Consider the following 17,633-nt stretch of genomic DNA (forward strand, 5'->3'; position numbering starts at 1 on the left):
CGAGCACCGTCCTCTTTGAACGGCGCGGCGGCCCCCTTTCCCCCGGCAGACGCGGACCTTGGGCGCATCCTTTTCGAGAGTACCCATTCCCGCACAGGTCACGTCACCGGAGGCGAGCGGCCCGGTCGAATCGTTGAGGAACTCGCTACAGCCATGGTTCTTCTTCGCGGGCGGGCATTCCTTCCCCAGAACCTTCCCGAACAGGGCCCTGTTCCTGTTGCAGTGGCCCTTCGCCTTCTTGCCGCCGCCGGCCGCATTCTCTTTGGCCTGACCGCATTTCCCACCGCTTTCATAGATGGGATCCTCGTTGCGGACGAGCAGTGCGGCGTTGCCGGCCAGGACGCGGTAGGCGGGGATCCCCGAGGCCGAGAGGCCGTGGGTCGTCGCCCGGTGCGTCATGATCGGCCTCGGCATCGGCCGGCTCCTGTTCGGCGCCTTCGAGGTCCGTCCTCGCATCGACGACGGCCTGGAGCAGTTCGGGGTCGGGATCACCCGGCCCCGTCGCCGGGTCGTCGAAGTCCCCGCCCTCTTCCCCGCTTCCTTCATCGCCCTCTCCCGCACCGCCGGAGGATTCGGAGGAGGCGGCGTCCGGCTCATCGGCGGGCTCCTCCAGGTGGGTGAACCAGCAGATGTCGATGGAGTCGATGTCCTCCCGCAGGCCGTCCAGGCCGGCCCGGATGCGGGCCAGGGCCTCCTCTTTGGGCAGGTTCCAGGGGATGAACGGCGGGGAGTCGCCCTCGGTCAGGTCGATCGGGCGCACCCCGGCGTCGAACAGGTCGGCGGCCAGGCGGAGCACGGCCTCGGTGCGCTCTTCCCGGGTGGGCTCGCCGAGTAGGCCCTCCACGCCCCACAGCAGGACGCTGAACTGGACCCAGGAGCTCTTGCCGTACTCGATGCAGTAGTCGAGCCATTCCCGGTACTTCTCCTCGGTCCGGTCCACGGCTTCCTCCGTTCTCAGGGCTCCTCTCCATGGTGGGGGCGGCCGCCGGGGCCCGGGGTCGGGGGCCCGCGGCGGCCGCCCCGCCCGGGTCAGGGGGCGCGGTGGCGCACCTCGATCCCGGGGAGGGCCGCCGCGTCGGCGAGGGAGAGCACCCGGTGCAGGTGGTGCACGCCGGGCGGCAGCGCGGGGGCCGCCTCCGCGGCGAGGGCGGTGAGGGCCGCCGTCCCCTCGGACTGGCCGCGTCCGGTGGCGAGCAGCGCGGCCCCGGTGTCGGCCTCCGCGAGCAGCGCCCAGGCGTCGGAGCCGGGGAGGTGCAGGCCGGCCGGGGGGCGGAGGCGGAGCGCGGCGGGGAGCCGGGTGAGGCCGGCCAGTGCCGCGGTCGCCGCACGCGAGTCCAGCCCGAACCTGGTGCGCACCGGCAGGCCGAGGTCGCGGGTGAGGGTGTGCTGGTCGGAGAAGTCCGCCCGGTAGAGGCGCCGGCGCCCGTGGCCGGGGATCCGGAAGGTGCGCGCGCCCGTGAGGTTGCGGACCGGCTCCCCCGTGGCCGGGTCGGGGAAGTCCGTGCCGATGAGGCCGAACGACCACTCTTCCGCCGCCCTGCCGTGCGCGTCCCCGGCCCCGAGCAGTACCGCGATGTCGATCGAGCGCGGGCGCGGCCGGACCGCCGCCGCCTCGGCGGCGAGCAGGTTGGTCAGTCCTGGTGCCAGCCCGACGCTGAGCAGGACCGGTGCGGCCGGTGCGAGGCGCTCCGCGGCCGCGATGTAGCCCGTGGTCGCGGTGGCGTCGACGAAGGCGGCGCCGGCTTCGGCCGCGGCGGTGATCAGCGCCGGGTCCTCGGCGCCGGCGGTGTTCACCACGACGTCGGTCCCGCGGAGTGCGCGGCGGTACCCGCGCAGCCCGGTCTCGCCCAGGTCGATGCGGACGTCGGCGCGCGCGGCGTCGCGCCCGGCCGCGGCCGCCGTGTGGCCGCGGCCGCGCAGCAGGCGGACCACCGGCGCGCCCACCGCGCCGTAGCCGCCGAGCACCAGCGCCTTCATCGGCCGCCCTCCGCCGTCTCCGCGGTCTCGGGCTCCGTCTTCCGCTCCGCCGCCTTCGCGCCGGGTTCACGCGGCACCAGCAGCAGCGCGCAGAGCACGCCGGCCACGGCGAGCGCCGCCGCCCCGGCCAGGCCGAGGCGGAGCCCGTCCGCGACCGCGGCGGTCCCGCCGCCCGCGGATCCGGCCCAGGCGTCGGCGGCGAGCAGCAGGCCGGTGACGCCGAGGGCGGCGCCGACCCGCTGCGCGGTGTTGACCAGGCCGGAGGCGGCGCCGGTCAGGTCGTCGCCGGCCGCGCGCACCGCGGGCGCGGTGGCCGCGACGAAGACGGCCGGCAGCCCCGCCCCGATGAGCAGGGCGGAGGGCAGGACCGCGGTGAGGTAGCCGGCCCCGGGCTGCAACAGCGCCGCGTGGCCGGCGAGCCCCGCGGCGAGCAGCGCCATGCCGGCCGCCAGCACCGCCCGCGGCCCGAACCGCCCCATCGCCCACGGGACCGCGGTGCGGGCCGCCGCCAGGTTGGCCGCGGCGACCGGCAGCACCGCGAGGCCCGCCGCGGCCGCCGAGTAGCCCATCGCCTCCTGGAGGACCATGGTGAGCAGCACGAAGGCGGGGACGTGCACGGCGCCGACGAGGAAGCTCGCGACCGCCCCGGCCCGCACGTGGCCGATCCGGAACAGCGCGGGCGGGAGGACCGGGGAGGCGGAGCGCCGCTGGTCGACGGCGAACAGGGTGCCGGCGGCGACGGTGAGCAGCGAAACACCGGCGGTCAGCGGGTCCCAGCCGCGGGCGGGCAGTTCGGCCGCGACGTAGACCAGGCCGATCAGCGCTGTGGTCGCCGCGAGGGCGCCGGCGGCGCCGAGGGGGCGGCGGCCGCCGGCCGGGCGGGCGGGGTCGGCCGGGAGCAGCCGCCCGCTCAGTGCCAGGGCGAGCAGCCCGATCGGCACGTTGATCCAGAACACCGAGGGCCAGCCGAGCCAGTCGGTGAGCAGCCCGCCCAGGGCCACCCCGGCACCGGCGCCGAGCGCGGCCATCGCGCTCCACACCCCCATCGCGCGCCGGTAGGCGGCGGGGTCGGTGAAGATGCCGGCCAGCAGGGCGAGTTCGGCGGGGATGACGATCGCCGCGCCGAGCCCCTGCAGGCCGCGGGCGGCGAGCAGGACGGCCGCGCCGTCGGCGATCGCGGCGAGCAGGGAGCCCAGGATGAACAGGGCGAGGCCGGCCCGGAACATCCGGCGGCGGCCGAACAGGTCGGCGGCGCGGCCCGCGACCAGCTGGAACCCGCCGAAGGTGAGCTGGTAGGCGTTGATCACCCAGGCCAGGGCGGCCTGGCCGAGTCCGAGCGCGGCGGCCATGGCCGGAAGCGCGACGTTGACGATCGACACCTCCAGGAAGACGAGGAGCTCGACCGAGGTGAGCAGGATGAGGGCGGCGACCGCCCCCGGAGAGGTTTTTGTAGTCACACTCTAAAAATGTATTTAGAGTGCCGCTATAGTCAAGTCATGGCTCCGAACCAGCACCCCGCCCCCGAGGACGGCCGCGCCGCCCGGTCCCGCGCCACCCGGGCCCGCGTCGCCCGGGCCGCCGCCGAGCTCTTCGTCGAAGCCGGGTACTCCACGACCAGCGTGCAGGCGATCGCGGAACGCGCCGGGGTCAGCGCACAGACGGTCTACTACACGTTCAAGACCAAGTCGGCGGTGCTCACCGCCGCCCTGGACCTGGCGGTCGCGGGCGATGACGCGCCCCTGCCCACCCTGGAGCGCCCCTGGGTGCACGACGCGCTGGCCGTCTCCGACCCGCTCGACCAGCTCCGCCGCCAGGCCGACGGCGCCGCCGCGGTCTTCGCCCGGGTCGCTCCGCTGCTGGAGGCGGTGCGCAGCGCCGCCTCGGCCGACCCGGACCTGGCCGAGGTGTGGCGGACCAACACCGAGCAGCGCCTCACCGTGCAGCGGGTCTTCACGGACGCGCTCGCGGACAAGGGCGCCCTCCGCCCGGACCTCGCCCCGGACCAGGCCGCCGACATCGCGCTGGCCGTGCTCAGCCCCGAGGTCTACACGCTGCTCACCGCCGGCCGCGGCTGGACGGCGGAGCGGTGGCGGGAGTGGGCCGCCGACGCGCTCCGCCGCCAGCTGACCGACCTGCCCGCCCCGGAGGGCGGAGCGGGCGGGAAGGGTCCGGCCGGCGGCGCGTGACCCCGAGGCGGCCGCCGGGAACCGCGCCTCACCCGCGCAGGGCCCAGGCCAGGACCGGGACCGCCGCAAGGGCCGCGGCGACCGCGGCGGACAGGACCGCTCCGGAGCCGAGCGCCCCCGCCGCTGCGGCGCCGGCGGCCAGGCCCGCGGCGGAGCCGACCGTGTCGGCCACGCCGCCCAGGCTCTGCGCCTGCGCCCAGCCGGACGGCGGGGCAGCCCGGTCGATCAGCTGGAGGAAGAGGCTGAGCTGCGGGACCGCGCAGAGCCCCGCAGCGGCCAGGGCCGCCCCGGCGGCGGTGAAGCCCGGCCCGGTGGCGACCGCGGCCAGCGCCGCCGCTTGGGCGAGGCAGAGCAGGGCGATCGCCCGGCCGGGGCGGGCGGGCCGCCGGACGGCCGCGAACAGCAGCCCGCCGACCAGGCTGCCCAGCGCGAACAGGGAGAGCGCCGCGCCGACCGGGGCGACGGTGGCGGAGCGCTCGGCGGCGAGCCGGAGCAGGCCGGCCTCGACCAGTCCGAGCGGCGCCCCGGCGAGCGCGGCGGCCGGCAGGATCCGCAGGACCGCGTACCAGGGCCGGAGGCCCCGCGCCGGGGCGGGGCCGCCGGCACCGGCGGACGGCGGGGCGGAAAGCCTCCCCCCGGGCGGCGGGGCGTCCGCGGGCTGCGGGCCGGTGGACGCCGCTCCCCCTCTTTCCCCTCCGCGCCCGGCGCCATCGGCGCCCTCGGCCGCGGCCCCGGCGGCGGCCGCGGACCCCACCCGGTGCGCCGCGTGCAGGAACAGCGCCGTCCCGGCCGGGACGATCAGGGCGCCGCAGGCGAACAGCGCCGGGGCCCCGCCGGCCGCGGCCGCCGCCGCGGCGATGGCCGGCCCGGCGGCGAACACCGCCTCCAGCAGCACCAGGTCGGCGGTGAAGACCGTGTTCAGCCGGGCGGGGGCGACCGCCCGCTTCAGTACCAGCCGGGTCACCGCGGACACCGAGGGGATGCAGAACCCGGCCGCGGCCGCCGCCAGGACCAGCAGCGGCACCGAGGGGGACCGCGCCGCCGTCGCCGCGCTCAGCACCGGCAGCACCGCGGTCTGCGCGGCGGCGAACGCCCCCAGCACGGCCGCCGGCCGGTGCCGGTCGAGCAGGCGCCCTTGGACGAGCGCACCGGCGATGGCGCTCACCACGGCGGCCGAGGACACCGCCCCCGCCGGGGAGACCTCGCCGGTGGCGGTGTGCACGCCGAACAGCAGCGCGTCGGAGAGCAGCCCGAGCGGCAGCCGCGCCACCAGGGACCAGAGCAGGAGCAGGCAGAGCAGGAGCAGGGACGGCCCCGGTCGCGGCCGGGGAGGGAAACGGGTTTTCACGGTCGTCACGCCCATGGGTGCAGGGCGGCCCGCGCGGTCGGCGGGCCGCGTCCGGTCGGAGGGGACCGGCCACGGCGGCGGACGCCTCCCCCGCTCCGGGCCCGCCGCGGCACATCGACGGGCGTTGGCGGGCCGGGATCGTGGAGATCGGCCTGGGGAAGGGCGGGGCGCGGGTTCCGGGGCCCGCCGCGAGGGCGGCCGGGGCACCGGTGACCGGGCACGGCGTCCGGGCCGGCGGCCGGCGTCGGCCCTGGGGGGCCTGGCGCTGCGCACCACCGGTGCCTCGGTACCGGGTCACGGCGGAGTGGCGGCCACTCGCTTCCCTCCTGAGCGCCCCCGCGCGGGGCGTGGCGGCTTCGGGCGGAGCCGGGCTCCACCGGCCGCCCCGCCCCATCCTCCCGGATCCCCTGCCGCGCCGCAAGTGCCGGGCGCCCCGCCGCCGTCATGGGGCCTTTGCCCCGGCATCCCCGGGAGGTGTCGGTCCCTCCTCTTCGCCGAGCAGAGCGGGGCCGGCGGCTTCGCCGCTCGCTCCATCGATCCCCGGGTGGACCTGCGGTGCGGGCAGGGCCGCCGACCGGCGCCCCCGGCCGGCCCCTCTTGCGGAGGGCGGCCGCCCGGTGCGCCGCGGGCGCCCGGCGGGCCGAGCCGGTCAGCCGTCGAGGAGGCGGTGCAGCCAGGCGGCGCGGGCGCGGCGGGCATCGCGGGAGAGGGCGGCCTCGGGGAGCAGGGCGTCGAAGCAGTGCACCCCGCCCGGCCATACGTGCAGTTCGGCGCGGCCGCCGCAGCTCCAGATCCGCTCCGCGTACTGGACCACCTCGGTGCGGAACGTCTCGGCCGATCCGGTGTCCAGGAAGGCGGGCGGCAGCCCGGAGAGGTCCTCGGCGCGGGCCGGGGCCGCGTAGGGCGGCACGTCCGGGCCGCCGCGCCGGTCACCGAGCAGGGCGGTCCAGCCGACCCGGTTGTCCTCGCGGTTCCACGGCAGCGGGGAGCCGTCCAGCTGCGCGGCGGAGGCGGTCGCGTCCCGGTCGTCCAGCATGGGGCAGGCCAGCAGCTGACCGAGGAGGGCCGGACCGCCCCGGTCCCGGGCGAGCAGCGCGGTGGCGGCGGCCAGCCCGCCCCCGGCGCTGCCGCCGGCGATCACGATCCGGTCCGGATCGGCGCCGATCCCACCGGCCTCCTTCGCGGTCCACAGCAGGCCCGCGTAGCAGTCCTCGACCGGGGCGGGGTGCGGGTTCTCCGGTGCGAGCCGGTAGTCGACCGAGACCACGACGGCCGCGAACTCCTCGGCCCAGGCGAGCACCTCCTCCAGTCCGAAGAGCGGACCGCCGAGGAACATGCCCCCGCCGTGCACGTGGTACAGGACCGGGCGCGGGCCGCTCGCCCGGGCCGGCCTGCACACCAGCAGCCGGACGTCGGGCGCCCCGCCGGGGCCGGGGGCCGCCGCCTCGTGCACCCGGAAGGCCCCGCCGCGCTCCGGGTCGGGCGGGATGAACGCCGCCGCGTGCTCCGCACGCCGCTCCGGGATGCCCTCCAGGCTGAGCCGCGGCCCTTCCGCGAGCCGCTCCACGGCCGCCAGCGCCGCGGTGAACTCGGGGTCGACCGGGGGCGGCCCCTGGTCGCCGGCGGAGGGTTTCGACGTCGCCATCGCTTGCTCCCGTCTGTCGGTGTGCGCCGCCTGGCGCGCGGCCCAGGACCTCCGAGCCTGGCACACCGGCCGCCGCACCGCCCGGGGTCCGAGGGCGCGGGTCGGCGCGTCCGCCCCTCCCGCGCCGCTCCCGGCGCCCCGCGGAGCCGGGTCCGGCCCGGCCCTCCTCAATCCGCGCCGGAGACCTCTCTCCGAGACTGTCGGGGATGCGGGTGGTCGCCCGGAGCGCCCGGCAGCGGACCCGCCCCGTTGATCTCGGCGCTGCGGGGGTATCAGGGCGCCCTGATACCCCCGCAGCGCCGAGATCAACGGGGAAGCGGGACGGCGGCGCGCGGCCCGCAGCGGCCGCAGCGACCTCGAGCCCCCGATCCCCGCTTCTCCCGACCCGCGGCCGGACACTCCAGGCGACCGGCCGGATGCCCGACAGTCTCTGAGCACCCACCGCGCACCGGACCGGCGGGTCGGACCGAGACGCACGGCCTCGGTCCGGGCGGCCGTGCCCGGGGTGGGACCGGCCGGGAGGTCCAGGCGCCGGGGCGGCCCTCGCCGACGCCCGCTCAGGGGCGGATCCGCTTGAAAGCCTCCATCCGGCGCTCGTGGTATTCGACGTCTTCGGCGCTGTGCTCGACTCCGCGTTTCCGGGCCAGGTGGTAATAGACCGCCTCCCGGCGCAGCCGGTGCCGGACGAACTGGATGAGGACCTCGTCGTCGATCCGCCCGGCCGTGCCGCCGGCCGCGGCGTATTCGGCGGCGAACGCGCGCATCGCCGGCAGGTCGTCGGCGAACTCGTCGGCCCATTCCATCGCGGCCGAGGCCACCTCCGCCTCGGGTGCGGCGACGCACGCCTCGTCCCAATCGAGGACGGCGACCAGTTCCCCGCCGGCGGCGAGGGTGTTGCCGGCGTAGAAGTCGCCGTGCACCGGGTGCCGGCGCGGGCCGGAGCGGTGGAAGCCGGCCAGCCACCGGTCCAGGTCGGGGTCGCGCAGCTCCGGGTCGGCCGGCGGCGCCCCGCCGTCGATCCCCTCCTCCAGGAAGGACGGGACCGGCCTGGGCGCGGGGTCCATGTCGGACAGGGCGGCGTGCAGCCGGGCGAGCAGCCGCGCCGCCCGGGCCGCCATACCCGGCTCGTCCTCGTCCGGCCAGGCCCCGTCGATCAGCGGCCACACCGTCATCGGCCGGCCGTCGACCCGGACCACGGTGCCGCCGCCGGCCGCCGGCAGCGGGGCCACCGCCTCGGGGAGCGACGCCGCGGCGTGCAGGGCGACCGCGTGGCACCACTCCGCCTCCGCGGTGGTGCGGGACCGCGGGCCCAACCGCACCGCCAGCGCTCCGAGCGCGAACGCCGCGGACTCCTCGCCGCCGTACAGCCGCCGCGGCTCCGCCCCGGCCGGCACGCCCCAGTCCTCCGCCAGAGCGGTGCGGGCCGCCTCGGGGAATTCGATGTCGGTGAAGACCATGGGCCGAACCCTGCCACAGCGGCCCTGGCGGCGCCGCACGGTTTTCCGCCCCTGTGGAAACCCCGCACCGGGACCGGGCGGCGCCCCGGCCCCTTCCAGGCCCGACCGGCGCGGGATGCGGGCGCCGGCGCCGGGCTCCCGCTCCGCCGCGAAGGGCGCGGCGGGTGCGGGGCACGGCGTCCGCGCCGGAGGGCCGACCGCGAGCGGTGTCTCCGCCCCCGGAGACACCGCGACGCGAAAGGCACCGGCTCGGCGGACGGCGGGAACATGGTCCGGACCGCCGCCGGCGCGGAACGGTCCCGGCTCCGCTGCCGTCAGCGCGGAAGCCGCCGCCCTCGGGCGGGTCAGGCGGAGCGGTCACCAGGAACCGGACTCGGGGAGAGGCCACCGGCGGACGGCTCCCCGGCGGCCGACCGGGCCACCGCCGCCGACGCGGAACGGTCCCGGCTCCGCTCCCCGTCGGCGGCGGGGCCGCCGCGCCCGAGCGGATCAGGCGAAGCGATTACCTGGCACCGGGCCCGAGGAGGGCATCGGCGGGCGGCTCCCGGACAGCCAGAGGCCGGCGGCTCCGGTGGCGAAGGCCAGGAGGCGCTCTTCGGGGTCGAACCGCGCCTCGCCGCCCCTGCCCCCTCCGCTCTCCGGGCCGGCGGGATCCGGGGCGACGGAGGCCGCCGCGGCCGCGACGATGTCCTCGGCCAGCGCCTCGGCGGGGCGGTCGTCCGCGGGGATCCGCTCCGGCCCGGTCTCCGGGAGGAAGCGCATGCTCTCGGCCCACGGCGGCAGCACGGTCTGCGCCAGCCACCCGGTCACGTCGGCCGGCACCGGGGGCGGGTCGGTCCAGCAGGTGGCCCGCTCGAAGAGGACCTGCCCGGGGGCCCGCTCCCGGAGCGCCTCCAGCAGTTCCGGCGGGCTCTCGTCGAGGTCGTAGGCGACCACCAGCCGTCCCGGCCGCGGCCCGGTGAAGGGCTCCGCCGGGACGCCGAGGAGCCCGGCGGCGGCCAGCCCCAGGGCGCGGCTGGCGCGGTCCGGCAGCAGGTCCACCGCCTCCGGGCGCCGCCCGGTCGCCTCCAGCACCCGGATCAGCCGGTTCAGCACCCGGGCGCAGGAGCCGTGGTCGTCGCCGGCCATCGCGTAGCGGCCGTTCATCCCCTCGTCGTAGCCGAACGGGGAGAGCTCCAGCAGCAGCCCTCCGGTCAGCGCGAAGTGCCAACCGCGCAGGTCGCGCAGGTCGAGCCCGCCGTTCTCCCGGACCGCGAGGGCGCGGCGGACCATGGCGGCGAGCCGCTCCCGGGCGGGCAGCCAGGCGTCGTCCGGGGGCGGGGCCAGCGCTCCGGAGACCTCTGCGGCCAGATCGACCCGGCCCGCCAGCAGCGCGTTGTAGCCGAGCAGGTACCGGTCGGGCCAGTCCTCCAGCGGCGCCCCGCCCTCCTCCAGGGCCCGGTGCAGCTCGTCGGCCGCCTCGGCGTGCCGCTCCTCGTCCTCCAGGGCGGAGACCAGCTCGCGGAGGACCGCCGGGCTGCCGGGCACCTCCTCCCGCAGCTCCCGCAGGACCGGCACCGCGGCGAAGGCCGCGCCGCGCTCGACGCAGGCGTAGCCGAAGTCGTAGCGGGCCTGCAGGTCCGCCGGGTCGGCCGCCACCCGGCCGGCGCTCTCCGCGAGGTCCTCGAAGCCGGTCCTCTCCGCCAGCCGGGCGAGGACCCCGGCGAGTTCGGCGGTGCCGAACACGTCCAGGTCCTGCCGGAGGCGGCGCAGCACCGCCCCGGGGTCGCCCTCGTCCAGCAGCAGCATGACCTCTTCGTGCGCGTTTCGCGGTTCGCTCATGTCCGCGTCCTCCTCGCTGTCGGTTCGCCGAGCCGCCGCCGTCGGGCGGCTCCCCGGCGGCGCCGGCGGCGCGCCCAGGAGGTCTCGGACGCACCGGGGCCGCACTCCGCTCCCCCGTGGCCCGATCCGGCCAGGGGGGACGCCCGCCCGGCCGGAGGGACGTGGGGACGGACCGGCGGCGCGGGCGCCGGCGGCCGGGAGCGGCCCCTCGGAGCCGGACCGGGAGAGCGGCCTTCTGCCGAGCCCGGACCCCCGGTGGGAGGCGAGCCCGGAGCCGAGCGGGGACGCCCCCGTCGGCGCGGGAGCCGCCCGCAGAGCCCTCGAGACCGCGGCGGCCCCGGCCGCCGGCGGCCGGGAGCACGCCCTTCCGAAGGCGGGCCGGCGCCTCTCGACCGGGCCCCGTGGCCGCCGGAGAAGGAGCCCTCTCCCCTGGCCGCGGCGCAGGCGTCAGTCCGCGGGGCCCTTGAGTTCACGGAAACCGGGGGTACCGGCGACCAGGAGCAGGCCGTCCCAGAGCCGGCCGGCCTGCTCGCCGGAGGGGGCCTCGGCGACCACCGGGCCGAAGAACGCGGTGCGGCGGCCGTCCGGGGCGGTCGCGGCGATGATCGGGGTGCCCACGTCGCCGGGGACCAGCGCGACGCCGGCCTCGTGCGAGGCGCGCAGCTCGGCGTCGTAGGCGTCGCTCCGGCCCGCCTCGGCGAGTTCCGCGGGCAGGCCCGCCGCGGTGAGGGCCTCCTCGAAGGCGCCGATCCAGTCCTGCTCGCCGCGCTCCTGGCCGTCCCAGAGGGCGTCGTGGAAGCGGCCGAGCGCGTCGGACCCGTACCGCGACCGGACCGCCGCGCAGATCCGCGCCGGGATCAGCAGGTAGCCCTCGGGGTCGCCTTCCGGGTCGTCGTCGCGGTGCTCGTTGAGGATGGTCAGGCTCATCACGTGGCGGCGGACGGCGACGGGCCGCACCCGGGCGGCCTCCGCCAGCCAGCGGGCGGTGACCCTGCTGAGCGGGCAGGAGGGGTCGAACCAGATGTCCGCGGTCCATGTCTCGGCCATCGGTCCAGATTAGCCGGTGCGCCTGCGGCGCCGGGGCGGCCGGAGCCGGTCAGCCGAAGTACTGGCCGGCGTTGACGTCGATGACGGCGCCGGTGGTGGCGGCCGAGGCGTCGCCGGCCAGGAAGAGCACCGCTCGGGCGACGTCCTCCTCGGTGGCGATCCTGCGCAGCGCCATGCGCCGCACGTCCCGGTCGCGGATCTCCTGGTAGGTGGTGCCCTCGTCGGCGGCACGGGCGGCCATCCAGTCGCGGAGCACCGGGCTCTCGATCCAGCCGGGGGCGACGCAGTTGACCCGCACCCCGTGCGGCCCCAGCTCGTCGGCGAGGGACTGGGAGAGCAGGTGCACCCCCGCCTTGCCGGCCGCGTAGTCGCTCCGCCCGGCGTAGGCGGACCTGCTGGACATGGAGGTGAGGTTGACGATCGCGCCCGCCCCCTTCCGGACCATCTGCGGGGCGATCCGCCGGCAGCAGAGCAGGGTCCCGTAGACGGCGGTGTCCACCCGGTGCCGCCAGCCCTGCAGGTCCTCGGGGCCCATGTCCAGCACGTTCTGCCGGTGGCTGCCCGGGAACGCCGCGTTGACCAGCACGTCCGCGCCGCCGAACCGGTCGTCGACCTCCGCGGCCAGCCCGCGGACGGCGCGGTCGTCGGTGACGTCCGCGGGGAGCGGCAGCGCCTCCCCGCCGCGCGCGGCGACCTCGCCGGCGATCGCATCGAGGGTCTCCGCGGACCGCGCGGAGACCACGACCCGGGCGCCCTCCTCGGCGAGCAGCAGGGCGAGCGTCCGCCCCAGTCCGGGGCCGGCCCCGGTGACGACCGCGGTCCTGCCTGCGAGTGCTCCGTCCGCCATGGCTCCTCCGGTGCTCGGTCCCACCCGAGACAGTACCAAGCGCTCGCTAGGGAAGGGAGGGTCCCGGGCGGCCCGTCCGGCGGGACCGCCCCGATCGGAGGCGGCCGCGCCCCGGTCCCGGCGCGCCGGCCGTGCCGCCCGGCTCCGCGGACCGGCGGGAGGAGAGCGCCCCGAGGCCGGCGCCCGGTAGGAGGCCCGGCCGGATGTGCGCCTCGGGAGCCGGGCACACGCGCCGGTACGCCGCCGGGGCGGGGCCTCGGCGCGGTCAGCGCTCCCGCAGGGCGCCGTCCGCGACCTCCACGCTCGCCTGGGGGCCTCCCTCACCGCAGCCGGGGCCGTTGGCCTCGAGCATCTCGGGGGTGGCGGTGACCGCCTCGCCGAGCAGCTCCTCACCTCCGTCGCCGAGGAGCCTGACGCGGACCTCGACCGGGGCCTCCGGGAGGCCGTCGACGGCCGCGAAGGCGTGCTTCCCTCCGGTGGGCACGGACTCCGCGCTGCACACCCCGCCCTCGCACCCCTGGTCGACGCTCTCCCCGGAGTCGCTCAGCTCGATGTCGGGCTCCCGGCACTCCCCGTCCCAGCAGACCTCCATCTCGGCGGCGCGAACCCCGGCGGCGTCCTCGGGGGCGATGTCCAGGGAGACCCCGACCGGGACGCCCATCGCGGTGCACGTCCTCCCTCCGCCGACCGCCGCGCAGCCCGCGACCGCTCCGGCCAGGGCCAGCGCCCCGATCCGGAGGGCCCATACCGCCGTCGTGCCCCGCATCGGCACCGCCGCCTCTCTCCGTCCGGTGTTCCCGCTCCCCCGGCGCCGACTCCGACGGCCGGGCCCGGCCGCCCGTTCCCCGGGAATCACACCGACCCTCCGGGCATTGGTGATGGGTACAGCTCCCCATCCCCGGACCCGAACGGAGCCGCACGTGCGCATCGGAGAGCTCGCCTCGATCACCGGCGCCAGCCCCCGGTCCCTGCGCTACTACGAGCAGCACGGGCTGCTCACGCCTTCCCGGGACGCCAACGGCTACCGGGACTACGGCGAGGTGGACGCCGTCCGCGCGCGCAACGTCAGGGACCTGCTGGACTCCGGGCTGACCATCGACGACATCCGCCGCTACACCGAGAACGGCTGCCTGGACCGGCCGCTGCGCGAGTCGCCTCGGTGCACCCCCGAGCTGGAGACCGCGAAGCGGCGGCTGGCCGGGCTGGACGAGCGGATCTCCCACCTGCAGGGGCTCCGCGAACGGCTCGCCGCGCACAGCGCGGAGCTGGAGCGGGCCCTGTACCCGGCGGACGCTCTGCACCCGGCGGACTGAGCGCCCACCCCACCCTGCCCGGGTCCGCGACGCGGGGCGGGGCGGGCACCGGTTCAGCGCACCAGGTCCTCGGGGAGCAGGTCCATCAGCAGCCCGTCGTGCCAGGTGCCGTCGGTGCCGCGCTCATAGCGGCGCATCACCCCGACCGGTTGGAAGCCGACCTTGGCGTAGCAGCGGATCGCCGGGGCGTTGGCCGCGGCGGGATCGATCACCAGGCGGTGGTGGCCGTGGTCGTCGATGAGGTGCGCGGCCAGCGTGCGCACCGCGTCGGCGCCGATGCCCCTGCCGTGCACCTCGGGGTCGAGGAAGATGTCGATCCCCGCGTGCCGGTAGTCCGGCTCCTCCTCGGCGTACCACTGGATCTCGCCGACGATCCGGCCCTGGTACAGGATGGTGAAGTTCCCCAGGCCGGGGTCCTTGTGGTCCGCGGCGACCTCGGCGGCGAGGTCGTCGCCGCCCCGCCAGTGCTCGCGGACCTGCGGGGTGGCGCGGATCGCGGCGAGCGCGGGAACGTCGCCCTCCTCGGCGGGGCGCAGCGTGACGATATTTCCGGTGAGCACGGTCATGGGGCCGAACGTACAGCGCGGAACCGCGCCGGGCCATGGGCTCCCCGCGGCCGGGCGCGCGAAAGGGCACGAAGGGACGGGGCCGGACCGCACGGAGGGAAGGACCCCGCCGCGCCCTTCTCCCGGCGCACGCCTCCGTGCCATGTTGCCGGCACCCCACAGGGCCGAGGCCCGGACCGGTGGCGACGGCGCGGGCAGGAGCGGGGCACAGGCCTCGCCCCTACCCGCACCGTCGCCGCCTGCTTGAACCCCGGCCCCGTGAGGCGCCGCACCCGGGCGACGCCTGCGCTCCGTCCCTACTTGCACCGTTGCCGCCTGCTGCCGCTGTTCAACATGGCCAGCCGGTCGGTCTGGTCCAGCACCTCCGACATCGTCGGCCGCAGGCCCGTCCACCTGCTCCACCCGGGCGCGGGCACCGCCGCTCGTCGTGTCCTGGGCGATGGTCGGCGTGCTGCTCGGCCACGGCGTGCCGCGCATCCTGATCACCGCCGCCCGGCTGTTCACCGGGTGAGCGGCCGGGGCGCGGGCCCTCCGGGGTCCGGGAGGGCCCGCGCCTCACTCTCCGGGGACGGGCTCGATCGGCACGTCCTCGAAGGTGCCGAACGGCCCGGCGTCGAAGGTGACCTTCTCGACGTCCAGCGGCGGCGCGGGGAAGTAGAGGAAGCTCCGGTTGGTGCTGCCGGGCTTCTGCTCGTAGGGGAAGCCCGGGGGCTCGATGTAGTCGCGGATCTCGTCCGGGTCGTCGTCGCCGATCCGCACCGCCCGGTAGACGGTCTCGGTCTCCGGGTCGACCACGCCGAACGAGCCGAACCGGGCCCCGGTGAGGCCGTTGCCGCTGAAGTAGGGGCCGGAGATGGTGGCGATCCGGATGTCCTTGTCGCTGGTGTTGGTGAGGCGGAACCGTGCGACGAGGTAGGCGCCGTCCCGGTAGAGCGGGAGCAGCTCCAGGTCGTAGGAGTACCCCTTGTCGTCGGCGTACTCCCCGGTGGCGACGGGTTCGGGGTCCTTCTCCCGGAACGGGGCCGGCGGGGCGGTGTCGCCGGTGCGGCCGGCGGAGGCGGTCTTCTCCTCCGAGGCCTCCGCCTGGGTCTCGGCCACCTTGATGTTGTAGGAGATCTCGACGCGCCGGTTCTGGGCGCGCGCCTCCTCGTCGTCGGCCCCGCCCTCCTCGGCGACCGGCTCGGTGGCGCCCTTGCCCTCGGTCTCGTAGGCGTACTCGGAGCCGAGCTCGGCCTCCAGGTAGTCGCGGACCGTCTCGGCGCGCTCCTCGGAGAGCGTCTGGTTGTAGTCCTCGTCGCCCTTGCCGTCGGTGTGGCCGGTGATGGTGATCGGCGGCTTGTCCGGGTCGGCCTGCTCCTTGGTCTCCGCGACCACCTCGTCGAGCACCGAGGAGGCCTCGTCGGTCAGCTCCGCCTCGTCGAACTCGAACAGCACGTCGGCGTCGAGGTCGACCTGGCGGTGGGTGGCCGAGGTGTCCCGCTTGATCTCGGTGCCCTCGGTGATGCTGTACAGGTCCCAGCCGTAGCCGTCGGAGACCTCGCCGTCGTTGACCGGGGCCACCACCTCGTCGCCCGAGTTCAGCGAGTAGTACTTGGGCGGCTCCTCGTCGGGGACCTTCCGCTCCCCTTCGGCCTCTTCGACCGGGATCCCGGTGAACTCCGCCTGGGTGCCGGGGAAGACCACGGTGATCCGTTCGGTGCCGTCGGGCAGCCGGGGGAAGTGCGCCTCCATCTTGTAGTCCACCCCGCCGACGACGTAGGTCGGCAGCTCGGAGCCGACCAGGTCTCCGTCGTCGTGCGCCGGGTAGTACAGCTTCCGCCCCACCGGGTCGATCAGCCGGATGCCGCTGGGACCGCTGTCCAGGATGCCGCCGGAGTAGGCGTCGGGCGAGAGCTCCTCGTCCTCGCCCGAGGGCGCGGTGGTGAACCGGAGCACGGTGCGGTCCTCGTACCGCTCCACCTTGTCGATGCGGAAGGAGGACTCGAACATCTGGTGCATGCCGGAGACGCCCTCGCGCTCGAACGGGCCGTCCGAGTAGGTGGGCTTCTGCTCTTCCTCATCCTTTCCGCCGCCGTCGCCGCCGTCCGAGCCCGGTGAGCAGCCGCCTGCGAGCAGGACGGCGCCGGCGAACAGGGCACCGAGGCGCAGCGGGGTTCCGTGGACCGAAAACCGAATCATCGGGGGCTTCTCCAGAGTCGGGGGCAAGGGGGACGGGGCGGGCCCACCGTTCTCCGACGCCCTATGGCGCACCGTGGTTCCCGAATCGCGCTGTGTGTCCGGTTCCGGTCAGCGGCCGCGCTCCCGCGGAGCGGCCCCCGAGGCGCCGGATACCGTCCTCGGCATGGAATCTGTTCTGCGGAATCCGCTCGCGGAGCGGCTGGAGGGCGCGCGGACGGTACTGGTGGCCGGGGCCGGCGGCGGGTTCGACGTGTACGCCGGGCTGCCGATCGCCCTGGGGCTGGCCCGCGCGGGCAAGCGGGTACACCTGGCCAACCTGAGCTTCAGCGCCCTGGACGGGGCGCCGCACCCGCTCGGCCCGGACATCGCCGAGGTCGGGCCGGACACCCCGGGGCACCCCGGGTACTTCCCGGAGCGGACACTGGCCCGGTGGCTGGAGGGGCAGGGCCTGCCGCCGGTGGTACACGCCCTGCACCGGACCGGCGGGCGGCCGCTGCGCGACGCCTACCGGACCCTGGTGGAGCGGCTCGGCGCCGACGCGGTGGTGCTCGCGGACGGCGGCACCGACCTGCTGATGCGCGGCGACGAGGCGGGGCTGGGCACCCCCGAGGAGGACATGGCGAGCCTGGCCGCGGTGCGCGGCTGCGGGGCCGGCACCAGGCTGGCGGTCTGCCTCGGCTTCGGCATCGACGCCTACCACGGGGTCTCGCACGCGCTGTTCCTGGAGAACATCGCGGCACTGCAGCGGGGCGGCGGCTACCTGGGCGCGTTCTCGGTCTCTCCGTCCTCTCCGGAGGGGGCCGCCTACCTGGACGCGGTGGAGCACGCGCAGGCCGCCACACCGGAGCGGCCGAGCATCGTCAACGGCTGCATCGCGGCGGCGGTCCGCGGCGACTTCGGCGACGTGAGGTTCACCGAGCGGACCTCCGGCGGGGAGCTGTTCGTCAATCCGCTGATGAGCATCTACTTCGCCTTCGAGGCGGACGCGGTGGCCCGCCGCTGCCTCTATCTGGACCGGGTCGCCGCGACCGAGTCGTTCCGCGAGGTGCAGGCGGCGGTCCAGGCCCACCTGTTCTCGCTGGAGGCGCACCGGCCGGCGCGTCCGCTGCCGCACTGACCCGGCGCCGGCGCGGCCGACTCCGTCGCCCCTGCCGACTCCCGGCGCCGCCCCTGGCGGGAGCAGGGCCGCCCCGGGGCCGGCCGCGGCGAGAGGCGGAACCCCCCCTCCGGCCGCAGACCCGGCGGGCC

15 protein-coding genes are annotated in these 17,633 nt (G+C 76.9%); 3 read left to right on the forward strand and 12 right to left on the reverse strand.

The features are described 5' to 3' along the window. Positions 1-289 precede the first annotated feature (289 nt). The 3 genes from J0910_RS24640 to J0910_RS24650 form a co-directional block, all read right to left on the reverse strand. Positions 290-940 carry a hypothetical protein gene (locus J0910_RS24640; RefSeq protein ID WP_420160917.1) on the reverse strand — a complete coding sequence of 217 codons (651 nt, stop codon included), beginning with the start codon at positions 938-940 and terminating at the stop codon, positions 290-292. Positions 941-1,029: 89 nt separating this feature from the next. Then, complete coding sequence (locus tag J0910_RS24645) at positions 1,030-1,977, reverse strand: saccharopine dehydrogenase (RefSeq protein ID WP_420160918.1); 948 nt, start codon at positions 1,975-1,977, stop codon at positions 1,030-1,032. Then, positions 1,974-3,434 carry an MFS transporter gene (locus J0910_RS24650; protein ID WP_420160919.1) on the reverse strand — a complete coding sequence of 487 codons (1,461 nt, stop codon included), beginning with the start codon at positions 3,432-3,434 and terminating at the stop codon, positions 1,974-1,976. Before J0910_RS24650 ends, J0910_RS24645 begins: the two co-directional genes overlap by 4 nt. Before the next feature lie 39 nt (positions 3,435-3,473). On the opposite strand from J0910_RS24650, the gene J0910_RS24655 reads away from it, so the two are divergent. Further along, positions 3,474-4,163 (forward strand): TetR/AcrR family transcriptional regulator, encoded by a 690-nt coding sequence (locus J0910_RS24655; RefSeq protein ID WP_420160920.1) that lies wholly within the window; start codon positions 3,474-3,476, stop codon positions 4,161-4,163. A gap of 28 nt (positions 4,164-4,191) precedes the next feature. Here the strand turns inward: J0910_RS24655 and J0910_RS24660 are convergent, their stop codons facing one another. The 7 genes from J0910_RS24660 to J0910_RS24690 all read right to left on the reverse strand — a co-directional run bounded on the left by J0910_RS24660 (position 4,192) and on the right by J0910_RS24690 (position 13,094). After that, on the reverse strand, positions 4,192-5,520 hold the full coding sequence (locus tag J0910_RS24660; protein WP_420160921.1) for a hypothetical protein: 1,329 nt from the start codon (positions 5,518-5,520) through the stop codon (positions 4,192-4,194). A 640-nt stretch (positions 5,521-6,160) separates the two neighbouring features. After that, entirely contained in the window at positions 6,161-7,156 is a 996-nt protein-coding gene (locus J0910_RS24665; protein ID WP_420160922.1) for an alpha/beta hydrolase fold domain-containing protein, read from the reverse strand. A 557-nt stretch (positions 7,157-7,713) separates the two neighbouring features. Next, complete coding sequence (locus J0910_RS24670; RefSeq protein WP_420160923.1) at positions 7,714-8,613, reverse strand: phosphotransferase; 900 nt, start codon at positions 8,611-8,613, stop codon at positions 7,714-7,716. Between the two features lie 489 nt (positions 8,614-9,102). Continuing rightward, the gene (locus J0910_RS24675; RefSeq protein WP_420160924.1) at positions 9,103-10,434 is read right to left on the reverse strand and encodes a tetratricopeptide repeat protein; all 1,332 of its coding nucleotides are present in this window, start codon (positions 10,432-10,434) and stop codon (positions 9,103-9,105) included. A 447-nt stretch (positions 10,435-10,881) separates the two neighbouring features. After that, the gene (locus tag J0910_RS24680) at positions 10,882-11,481 is read right to left on the reverse strand and encodes a mycothiol-dependent nitroreductase Rv2466c family protein (protein WP_420160925.1); all 600 of its coding nucleotides are present in this window, start codon (positions 11,479-11,481) and stop codon (positions 10,882-10,884) included. A 49-nt stretch (positions 11,482-11,530) separates the two neighbouring features. Next, complete coding sequence (locus tag J0910_RS24685; RefSeq protein ID WP_420160926.1) at positions 11,531-12,328, reverse strand: SDR family NAD(P)-dependent oxidoreductase; 798 nt, start codon at positions 12,326-12,328, stop codon at positions 11,531-11,533. Positions 12,329-12,593: 265 nt separating this feature from the next. Further along, positions 12,594-13,094 (reverse strand): hypothetical protein, encoded by a 501-nt coding sequence (locus J0910_RS24690; protein WP_420160927.1) that lies wholly within the window; start codon positions 13,092-13,094, stop codon positions 12,594-12,596. A 154-nt stretch (positions 13,095-13,248) separates the two neighbouring features. Between J0910_RS24690 and J0910_RS24695 the strand changes: the two genes are divergently transcribed. Beyond that, positions 13,249-13,641 carry a MerR family transcriptional regulator gene (locus J0910_RS24695; protein WP_420160928.1) on the forward strand — a complete coding sequence of 131 codons (393 nt, stop codon included), beginning with the start codon at positions 13,249-13,251 and terminating at the stop codon, positions 13,639-13,641. 53 nt (positions 13,642-13,694) lie between these two features. On the opposite strand, the gene J0910_RS24700 is transcribed toward J0910_RS24695, so the two are convergent. Together J0910_RS24700 and J0910_RS24705 are read right to left on the reverse strand one after the other, a co-directional pair. After that, positions 13,695-14,207: a GNAT family N-acetyltransferase gene (locus J0910_RS24700; RefSeq protein ID WP_420160929.1), complete on the reverse strand. Its 513-nt coding sequence runs from the start codon at positions 14,205-14,207 to the stop codon at positions 13,695-13,697. A gap of 555 nt (positions 14,208-14,762) precedes the next feature. Next, complete coding sequence (locus tag J0910_RS24705; RefSeq protein WP_420160930.1) at positions 14,763-16,385, reverse strand: OmpA family protein; 1,623 nt, start codon at positions 16,383-16,385, stop codon at positions 14,763-14,765. Between the two features lie 163 nt (positions 16,386-16,548). On the opposite strand from J0910_RS24705, the gene J0910_RS24710 reads away from it, so the two are divergent. Continuing rightward, positions 16,549-17,502, forward strand: coding sequence for a DUF1152 domain-containing protein (locus tag J0910_RS24710; protein WP_420160931.1), 954 nt, complete (start codon positions 16,549-16,551; stop codon positions 17,500-17,502). Positions 17,503-17,633 lie beyond the last annotated feature (131 nt).

Origin of the sequence: Nocardiopsis oceanisediminis, assembly GCF_048595525.1 — a bacterium.
In the GTDB taxonomy this organism is placed as follows: domain Bacteria; phylum Actinomycetota; class Actinomycetes; order Streptosporangiales; family Streptosporangiaceae; genus Nocardiopsis_A; species Nocardiopsis_A oceanisediminis.

Excerpts from the sequence above, each read along its gene's own strand:
- J0910_RS24645 (WP_420160918.1), bottom strand. The coding sequence starts at position 1,977 with ATGAAGGCGCTGGTGCTCGGCGGCTACGGCGCGGTGGGCGCGCCGGTG.
- J0910_RS24655 (WP_420160920.1), top strand. The coding sequence starts at position 3,474 with ATGGCTCCGAACCAGCACCCCGCCCCCGAGGACGGCCGCGCCGCCCGG.
- J0910_RS24665 (WP_420160922.1), bottom strand. The coding sequence starts at position 7,156 with ATGGCGACGTCGAAACCCTCCGCCGGCGACCAGGGGCCGCCCCCGGTC.
- J0910_RS24670 (WP_420160923.1), bottom strand. The coding sequence starts at position 8,613 with ATGGTCTTCACCGACATCGAATTCCCCGAGGCGGCCCGCACCGCTCTG.
- J0910_RS24675 (WP_420160924.1), bottom strand. The coding sequence starts at position 10,434 with ATGAGCGAACCGCGAAACGCGCACGAAGAGGTCATGCTGCTGCTGGAC.
- J0910_RS24680 (WP_420160925.1), bottom strand. The coding sequence starts at position 11,481 with ATGGCCGAGACATGGACCGCGGACATCTGGTTCGACCCCTCCTGCCCG.
- J0910_RS24685 (WP_420160926.1), bottom strand. The coding sequence starts at position 12,328 with ATGGCGGACGGAGCACTCGCAGGCAGGACCGCGGTCGTCACCGGGGCC.
- J0910_RS24690 (WP_420160927.1), bottom strand. The coding sequence starts at position 13,094 with ATGCGGGGCACGACGGCGGTATGGGCCCTCCGGATCGGGGCGCTGGCC.
- J0910_RS24700 (WP_420160929.1), bottom strand. The coding sequence starts at position 14,207 with ATGACCGTGCTCACCGGAAATATCGTCACGCTGCGCCCCGCCGAGGAG.
- J0910_RS24705 (WP_420160930.1), bottom strand. The coding sequence starts at position 16,385 with ATGATTCGGTTTTCGGTCCACGGAACCCCGCTGCGCCTCGGTGCCCTG.
- J0910_RS24710 (WP_420160931.1), top strand. The coding sequence starts at position 16,549 with ATGGAATCTGTTCTGCGGAATCCGCTCGCGGAGCGGCTGGAGGGCGCG.